Source organism: Streptomyces sp. NPDC001406 (genome assembly GCF_042895285.1).
GTDB lineage: Bacteria > Actinomycetota > Actinomycetes > Streptomycetales > Streptomycetaceae > Streptomyces.
Genome location: NZ_JBIAWG010000026.1, coordinates 87,112 through 95,522 on the forward strand (window position 1 = coordinate 87,112; position 8,411 = coordinate 95,522).

7 protein-coding genes and 1 pseudogene are annotated in these 8,411 nt (G+C 63.5%); 1 reads left to right on the forward strand and 7 read right to left on the reverse strand.

Annotation, left to right across the window (positions count from 1 at the left end):
• Positions 1–307: 307 nt before the first annotated feature.
• The 4 genes from ACFY1J_RS42560 to ACFY1J_RS42575 all read right to left on the reverse strand — a co-directional run bounded on the left by ACFY1J_RS42560 (position 308) and on the right by ACFY1J_RS42575 (position 5,953).
• Positions 308–2,914, reverse strand: a complete 2,607-nt coding sequence (locus ACFY1J_RS42560; RefSeq protein WP_390733081.1) for a hypothetical protein — start codon at positions 2,912–2,914, stop codon at positions 308–310.
• Between the two features lie 163 nt (positions 2,915–3,077).
• Positions 3,078–3,911: a hypothetical protein gene (locus ACFY1J_RS42565; protein WP_390733082.1), complete on the reverse strand. Its 834-nt coding sequence runs from the start codon at positions 3,909–3,911 to the stop codon at positions 3,078–3,080.
• 18 nt (positions 3,912–3,929) lie between these two features.
• The gene (locus ACFY1J_RS42570) at positions 3,930–4,658 is read right to left on the reverse strand and encodes a hypothetical protein (protein ID WP_390712694.1); all 729 of its coding nucleotides are present in this window, start codon (positions 4,656–4,658) and stop codon (positions 3,930–3,932) included.
• Between the two features lie 539 nt (positions 4,659–5,197).
• Positions 5,198–5,953 (reverse strand): transposase family protein, encoded by a 756-nt coding sequence (locus tag ACFY1J_RS42575; RefSeq protein ID WP_390733083.1) that lies wholly within the window; start codon positions 5,951–5,953, stop codon positions 5,198–5,200.
• Between the two features lie 263 nt (positions 5,954–6,216).
• Here ACFY1J_RS42575 and ACFY1J_RS42580 point away from each other — a divergent pair.
• Positions 6,217–6,372: pseudogene (locus ACFY1J_RS42580) on the forward strand (cold-shock protein); the annotation flags it as partial.
• 127 nt (positions 6,373–6,499) lie between these two features.
• Here ACFY1J_RS42580 and ACFY1J_RS42585 read toward each other — a convergent pair.
• From ACFY1J_RS42585 to ACFY1J_RS42595, 3 genes are all read right to left on the reverse strand, one after another.
• Positions 6,500–6,844 carry a hypothetical protein gene (locus ACFY1J_RS42585; RefSeq protein WP_390713377.1) on the reverse strand — a complete coding sequence of 115 codons (345 nt, stop codon included), beginning with the start codon at positions 6,842–6,844 and terminating at the stop codon, positions 6,500–6,502.
• A gap of 29 nt (positions 6,845–6,873) precedes the next feature.
• Positions 6,874–7,551: a DUF4232 domain-containing protein gene (locus ACFY1J_RS42590; RefSeq protein ID WP_390733084.1), complete on the reverse strand. Its 678-nt coding sequence runs from the start codon at positions 7,549–7,551 to the stop codon at positions 6,874–6,876.
• A gap of 682 nt (positions 7,552–8,233) precedes the next feature.
• On the reverse strand, positions 8,234–8,411 hold a 178-nt coding region (locus ACFY1J_RS42595; RefSeq protein ID WP_390733087.1), incomplete at its 5' end, for a transposase.

An 8,411-nucleotide genomic window follows, 5' to 3' on the forward strand; every position in this document is an offset into this window, starting at 1 on the left:
AAGCCCCAATGGGTGAACTGCGCACCCCCTGCAAAGTCTGTGCCGGCCCTGTTCACCAGAACGTGGCGTCCGGTTGTGCCGCTTACACCTGCACCACCCCGTGCACTCAGTGCGGGCACATTGGCGACGTCCACCGCGACTGGTACACGCCGGGTTTGTCCCGAGACCCAGGAGGTCAGGCACGACTTCGAGAGTTCGACTACCGTCGCCAGCCCCTAAGGAGGTTCTTAGGGCGAGCCCTTACACCCTCTGAACAGCCGAATTGACACACGGTCACGCCCGACCAGCACAGCTCAGCAAGATCGCGTCACGAGAACTTGAAGAGTTGGACCAGCTCATCGAACTCGGAACCCTGAATGCTATCGTCCAGCAATTGCCAGGTCGCACCTGCGGCGATCTGAAGAAATTCGGCCTGTGAACGGGTTTTCGTGTCCCGGAGGACAGTCAGGACGGCGGCCTCCCTGGCGTCTCCGACTGGGTCCAACACGCTGCCATCCATCACTCTCTTGAGCAGTTCCGACTTATACAGCGCGGGAAGGAGCGCTAGCAGCCCCTCCCCAGCCATCGTGTTGACCGCCGCCATCGCGTTGTCACCATCAATCGTTCCCAACAGCTGCCCAACGGAGATGTCCTCGATCGCGTCGGTGATCGCCTGCACTGCATTCACCAGGTCCGCGAACGATCCCGCTACTCCGGTGAGAGTCGTCTGGATTGCTTGGATGGCGGCCACGATGGGTGCAAGAAAAGCGGCCGGCGGTGCGCCTGGGGCTGGAGGTTGCGGCGGGAAGTTGTCCATGAACAGCTTTTTGGTGAACATGAAGCGCCGGACGTCAGCCTGCTGGCGTTGGGTCCCCACGATCGCGATCGCCCGCTCCAACGCAAGGAAATGTCTGTCCCAGCGCCGCAGCATGTTGAAGAGTGCGATGTTCTGTACCGGGAATTGCGGGTTTCCCGGGTTCACCAGATCGGTGAGCGTACTCAGCAGCAAGCGGTATTCTCCGACAGCAAGCTGGCTGCAGATGCGATCGGTGTAGAAGGCGTCCCAGGACAACCTCTGGAGATGGACGCCTCGGTAGAGTTCCGGGCCAGCGGCGCTGTCCAGTGCCAGCTTGAACTCCCTGAGGTGCGGGTCGCGCAGACGGAGCGCCATGACAGCTATGCCGTTGAGGACTGCGTCACGCTGTGTGGGAATGAGACACTGGTCCGCGAACGAGTGTCGCACCTCGGTGCTGCGGCTAGCCGCGAATGGTGTCAAGACGTTCACCAGGTCGATGTTCGGCAGCGAATTGTCGTCGACCAGGAAGAACCAGCGCAGCAGGAATCCGACGAGGTAGTCATGACGGTCCATCAACACCATCAGGCGATCCATGATGCGATTGAGATCGGTCTGGTCCAGCTCGTCGTCAAGACCGCTCCAGGTGAGCTTGTTGACCAGAAAGGCAAGATCGCTTGCCCGGCTGGAGTCCAGGAGGTGCTGAAGGGCTATGTCTTCCTCCTCCTCGGAGGTCGCTCCGTCGAACAACTCGTCGATGACGGCAAGGATCTCGTCCCTGAGGACTCGTCCGAGGAGGAGCCCATGCTGATGGTCGTGAATTGCGGTTCGGAGGGACCGTGTCGCCTTCTCGTCGGTGAACAGGCGAAGTGAACCGCGGGCTGGCATGAAGAGGTCTGCGTAGAACGACCGGAGGGTCTCAGGCGGATCTTCGGGGCGCATGATGATGGGCCCGCCCGGTACGTCCAGGAGATTGATCTTTCCGTCCGTGTCCACTGTGAAAGGGAAGTCGGCAGTAGGTACACCGACGGTTCGCAGCACATAGCCGGATGCTGGCACCAAGGCCAAAGTGTTGACCCGATCCCGCGGCAAAGTGCCCGAGCCACCGACGAACGAGAGCGGCATGAGATCGTTCGCCAGATCGCGCCCGTCAACCGCCACACGGTGTCCCTTGATGGTGAGGGTGTGCGCGGTGCTCTGCGCGAAACCGTTGAATCGCGGGTGGACCACCACTCCGCCATCCACGCCCACATCGAAGCTGAAATCCGCTACCGTCCGCGCCGCTGGTTGAAACCGGTAGCCGGTAGCTGGAATCAACGTGAGATCATGCGCCGTGCCCGCCGGCAACAACACCTGCCCGGGGGCCGTACCCGATCCGCGTTGCACGTCGGTGGCGGCTTGCGCCGCGGTGAGCGCTTCGTCATGCCGGCCGGCGTCGGCCAGCTGGGTAGACATGTTGAGCAGTTCCTGAACCCGCAAAGTCACGTCCGACTCTGCGAAGTGAATCAGCACGCCCATGGCGTCGATGTCTGGGGTGATTGACGCATCGACCGGTGCCGGGGGGATCGCCGTGAAGCTAACGGTGACCGACAAGTTGGGATTTTTCATTTCGAGCGTTGGAAGGCTGAACAGTAGGAACGAGATGACCTCTCCGTCCCCCACTGGTCCGTCAGGGGCGGGGACATCCGCAGGAATCCCGAAGAAATCTCGGTAGGTCCGCCCAGGAATACTCCCGTTCGCCACTACTCTCATATCGCGAAAAGGAGGGTCCTTTTGCCCGAACCAGCGAACGGACTGTGATCTCGTCCCGTCGTCGAAAACCCAATCACAACTTTCCCAACCGCCACCCAAGGCGGGCGAACTTCCGTTCCTCTCAAAGGCTATGAAGTCTGCTGTTTGGAGTTGTTGCAGGGTCGGGCGATCACCGTGGGTGACATTTTCGAACAGAAGCGCGAGTCCTGGGGGAGGCTGCTCATGGAATCCTGACACGCTGAATTCGATTCCTGGGCCCAGTACTTGGGTCTGCCCGTTTGGCAGCCCAAGCAACTTTTCGGGTGATTGACCATCCGGCGACATGCCGATGACCTTGCCCGCCCATGAGATCAGTGTGAGGCTCGGTTGCAGTCCCATTTCCATTTTCACCTCCGCGTAAAGTGTAAGCACCTGCTCACCCAGGCGGTTAATTGGACTCAGGCGTCACACCTCTTCGACGGCCGCGCGACAGGTGCTGTGGAGTCGCTGTGCAAGTGCAGCGGGCCGGGCGAGGTCCGCCTCGGCGGCAGCTTGTTGCCCCGCGCTGCGCGGTTCAATGCACTCGCTGAATGTCGGCGGCGGCTTGCGTCATGGTGAAGGCTTCTTCAGGTCGCTCTGCTTCAGCCAGCTTCGCGGACATGCTGAGCAGTTCCTGGACCAGGAGCCTCACGTCCGCGCCCGGCGCACCCGCCAACTCCCTGAGAGCTGCGATGTATTCCTGGGTGGGCCCTTCGGTTTCCCCCGCGCGGTTCACTTCGATCAGCCGCAGCAGTAGGACATGCAAAGTCGAGGCAAACAGGGAAGGATTCACCGTCCCCCCACCAAAGACATTCAACAGCACCAAACCGTGCGACAGCCCCGACCCATCCACCGAAACCGGGAAACCATCAATCGTCAACCTTCGACCCGACACCCGCGCGAAACCATCGAACCGCGCATCAACGACGATAGCGCCATCCACCCCTACATCGAACCGGAAATCCGCAGCCGTCCCGGCCACTGAATGAAACCCGTACCCGGCCGCCGGCATCAGGGCCAGATCGTGAATGGAGTTCCGACTGAACGGGGCCAGCCCGGTCCTGAGTAGTAGCAGGTCATGCGAGAGCGACCTTCCATCCAAAGTGACACCGACGCCTCGCAGTGTGAGTGTTCTGGTGCCCCGACCGTCGAGAAACAGGTCATTCTCCTGGCCGTACTCAACCAACCCTTCCTGAGTCACCTCGAACTGAAAAGAGGGCGCCTGTCCGGGCAACTGTACGAGTCCATACGCACCTGGATCCAGAGAGACAGTCGGATTGGTGCTTCCATCCAGGAACTCAGAACTGCGCCCGGGAATGAAGAAACTTCTGATCACAAGACCACTGGTGTCGATTCTGATGTCTGGCATCTGATCTCACCACGCCGACTACTGCAGGGTAACGAGGACCGGGATGAAAGCCTGTCCGCTCGGCAAGGCGCGGAGTGCCTTGCCGAGCACAGCGCCGAATGCGCTGTACGGATCCGCCGCTTTCATTGCGTGACCAACGGTCGGCGAGGTCGTCAGAAGGTCTCCGACAACGATCGGATGGCAGTCCGCGTCGACCTTGCAATACACTTTCCCAAGAAGTGCGATGGGTTGCCGCCCAGATCCCTCCGGGCGTTTGTCCAAAATAATGCCGGGCTTATACGCTCCGGCACCCGACACCACACCCACGACACTGGCGTCATACGGTTTACTGCTAGGGCGCAACGTTTCGTCGTCGGAGAGCACCATGACGGTACCCGGCTCGACCCCATCACTGCCGTCAACGTCGAAGTCCTCGGCGAAGTCGGCGACGTTGGCCAGCGTCACATCGCCTTCGACCTCCAGGTTCCGGGTGATGTGAACATTGCCCACGAAGAACCCGGCGTGACCCTTGTCACCCTTTTTCTCGCCGAAAACGGCGGCGCCGGTCCCATCGGAGTTGATATTGAATGCGGCTAGTGCGGCAACATTCGGCGATTCGCTGTGGGCATGGACCGCCTCCCCGAGTTTGGTAGCTGCAAAAACTCCAGTGCCCTCACCTTCCGCTCGGACGCCAGTCGAACCGCCTCCCGTGGCAGTGCCCGTAATGGCTACGGCACCCGGTCCATCATCCGTTCCTATCACTTTCATAGCCGCTCCTTATTCAGATGGTGACTGGCCGTCACGCGCTACGAGGACGAGGACATGTGGTAGGTAGGTAGGTATATTTCGACTCTGTTCGCATACGCTCTTGATCGCAACCCGTAACGCGATCATGATTCTTGAGGCACTTCCAGCAGATGGGGAGCATGCCAACGAGACGAAGACATCGTGGAGTTCGACCGGGTGTTCCCAGCGGACGGCCAGCAGCTTGAACTGGTGAAGCAGCGTGATCGTCTACTCGACGACATAGCGGAGCTTGCCCAGACCTGTGATGCGTCCCTCTCTCCCCTTACGTTCCTCGCGCGCACGCGGATATGTGCCGGCCTGACGCAGCGTCGATTGGCTCTGATGCATGTCCGCTCTGCGCACGCAGAAATTGCCCCGCCGGATCCGACAGTTGAGTCGGCACTGAGCGCCACAAGGCTCTCCGAGGTACAGAGAGCACGAGGACGGCCGCCCATACAGCAAGATCAAATCCCTGACACCATCCGCTCGCGCGACGAGCCGTCACTGAGCCGTTTCCAACCTCACGCTGACGTGCGGTGAAGGACGAGGACGGCCTTGACGATGTCGGTGATGCGGTTGGTGCTGCAGCGGAGTTTCCGCAGCAGGCGCCAGCCTTTGAGGGCGGCCATGGCCTGCTCGCCGACGCAGCGGATCTTGGCGTGGGTGGTGTTATGCCGTCGCTTCCACCGTTTCAGTCGACGGCCCCGGAACGGGACACGGACCAGGCGGCCGGCGCCCTGATACGCCTTGTCCGCCCAGCACTTGAGTCCGGCGTGCGCCAGGGCATCGATGATGCCGTGCGTGCGGGCAGCGGTCGGATCGTGTGTGGAGCCGGGCAGCGCGGGCGAGGCCCACGGCAGCCGCCCGAACGGGTCGGTGAGGGCCTGGACGTTCATGCCGTGCCGTTTGTGTTTCCCGGAGTAGTACGGGCTGTCAGCGGCGATCCGGTCGATCGGTAGCAGGGTTCCGTCCAGGATGACGAACGCCTTCGTCCGGGCTGTCGTCATCGCCTCGTCCAGCGTCGGTGCGAGCGCGGCCAGGACATCGACGCTCTCGCGGACGGAGCGGTAGACGGTCGCGATCGCGATGCCGAACCCGGCGGCGAGTTGCGCGTAGGTGTCACCGCATCGCAGATGGGCCAGGACGAGCAGGGCCTGACGTCCGGCCGCGAGCCGCCGCCACCGGGTGCCGATCTCCCGCCGCCGTACGCCGCGTTGCCCGGTGAGATACCGCAGGGTGCGGCTGGACAGATCTATCGACGACGGATAGACAAGCACGGAAGCTCCTGGTGGCACGGGTGATCTTGGTCGAGAACCCGTCTACCAGGAGCTTCATCGTTGTGCAGACATGTCCAACTCGCGGTCACCACGCCCAGGTTGGAAGAGGCTCATTGGGACATCCACGCCGGACGGGTAGATGCCACTCCTATCCGGAATCGATCGCTGGAGAGCGACGTGCGGTGAAAGCCGCAAGCGTCGTTCGGGAAGGGGCCGTCGGAAAAGGACCTCCACCAGAGGAACCTCGCTGGCGGCCTACTTCACTCCAGCAGGATGACGGCGGACCGGACGTGTTCGTCCACTTCTCGGCCATCCAGTCCACCGGGTTCAAGGAGCTGTACGAGGGCGACAGGGTCGAGTACGCGGTGACGCAGGGGCCGAAGGGACCGCAGGCGGAGAACGTCGTTCGGCAGACGTAATGGATGCCGGAGCATGCCTAGGGGCTCCGTACCGACCGCGAGGTCGCTGGGACGGAGCCCCGGCTACTGATTCGCCAACAGCGTCCACGTGGCGTGTTCGGGGCCGCAGCCGTTCAAGCAGAAAAGATCAGCTGGCGTTAGGATCCCGGCCGACCAACTGCGTCAGCAGCTCGACGATCTGCGCCTGATTGCGGTCCATCCTCTCGGCGATGTCACTCAGCTGAGCCTGGAGGTTGCCCACCTTCTGATCAAGGTTGCCGACCTGCAGGCGCAGCGCGGTGAGATCGCTCTTGACGATCCCGAACTCTCGGTCCGTCCGCTCCGACACGTTCTCGAAACGGCGGGTGAGGGCAGCGGCTCGAGCGGTGTGACCTACCGCCGGTGCGGGTGAGCCACCGGCGGCCTCCGACAGGCCGGTGATCGGCCGTCCGGTCTCCGAGGCGCGCAGTAGGACGGTGATGTCGTTGCGCACCGCCGGGTGTCGGGGTCCGGATCGACGTGCTACGACGCGCTCCCCGCGCCTGGCTGGACCGTGCTGACGCTCAGGATGCCGACCGTCCCGGCGCAGGCAGTCGAGCTGTAGGCGACGTAGATCGGGGTTGTCTGACCCGGCGGGTAGACCTGCAGGTATTGCGCGGCAGTCGGGTGGCACTGCTCCGCGGGATAGTTGCCGGCGTTTGTGATCCGTAGCAGCGCGTTGCCGGTGGCCCCCGGCGCCAGCGTCACCAGCGTGGGGGGTGTGATGGTGTTGCGGGTGGCGGCCGGGCCGATCTGACGGACGGGGCTGCCCCCGGCGAGCGACACCCCGGGGTAGCCGTACAGGGTGCAGGCGGTCTTGGAGATGTTGGTGAAGTCGATCACCTGGTAGACGCTGCCGGCGGCGCCCTGGCTGACACCCGGTCTGGCGTTCAGATAGCGGGTCGGGCAGGCGGCGGTACCCCCATGCGTAGTGCCGGCCGTCGTCTCGGTGCCGGTGCCCGTACCTCTGGCCCGAGCTGTAGCCGCCGCGGCAGGCGCCGTCGTAGCCGGTGCACCCGAAGTAGCCGGTGCACCCGAAGTAGCCGGTGCACCCGTCGTAGCCGGTGCACCCGAACTAGCCGGTGCGTCGGAAACCGTGGCTGCGGCGGTGCCACCGGAGGCGCGGCCGGCCGAGCCCGCGCTGCAGCCGGTGGCGATCACCGCGATGCAGGCGAGTGCGGTGGCGGGGAGTACTCGCCGGAGTATGAGTGGAGCTGACAACGCGGTTGCCCTTCTGCTGCGCGGAGCGGCTCATTGGCCGTGTGACACTCATGACGCCGCGCGTGCGGCGCCGGTTGTACCAGACACGTCCCGGCGGTTTCACTGTTGTGTCCCGGCCGCTCGGCGCCCAGACCGGCTTGCCGGACATGGCAGGTCCGGCGTTCCGGCCGGCCGGGTCCCGTCCGGCGAGGCTGGCAGCTGCTGGATCGCTCGTGTGCCCTTGCGGACAGCAGCGCCCCCATCCTTCAGGCGATTCAGGGTCCACCGGACCGTTCGGATGGATCGAGCAGTCCGTCGCGTCCGGGACGGAGCCAGACTGCTGGCCGTGACGAACACCTGGTAGAGGGCATCTGTGCCTGCGCCATGCATGACAAATGGCGGCAGTCCTGACTGGCCTAAGGGCGCGGTCCTCCAGAACGCCGGACAGCGGCAGTACGGGCATGCCGCGCTGCGGCCATTGGGATGCAGCGCCGTCGGCGACGACGAACTGACCGAAGCGAAGGTCACCGCCGCGTCCGAGGCCGGCCAGCTGCCACTCAGGCCCGGAACCACTGCCCCACTCGTGCCGGCGGCGCCTACTGCCCCTACAGGTTCTGACTTGCCGTTTACTGATCTCGGCTAGTTAGAGTGATGTAGGGGTGTCCAGGGGCAGGCCGGTCCCGGCTATGAACCCGTCGAGGGTCTCGGGCCGGTACTGCAGGCGTTTGAGCCGGTTGCGCACGAGCGTCTCCAGGCGGTCGAGGGCGACGACGGCGAGGTTGGCCAGGCTGCGTTTGACGTGTGCCCACACGCCCTCGACC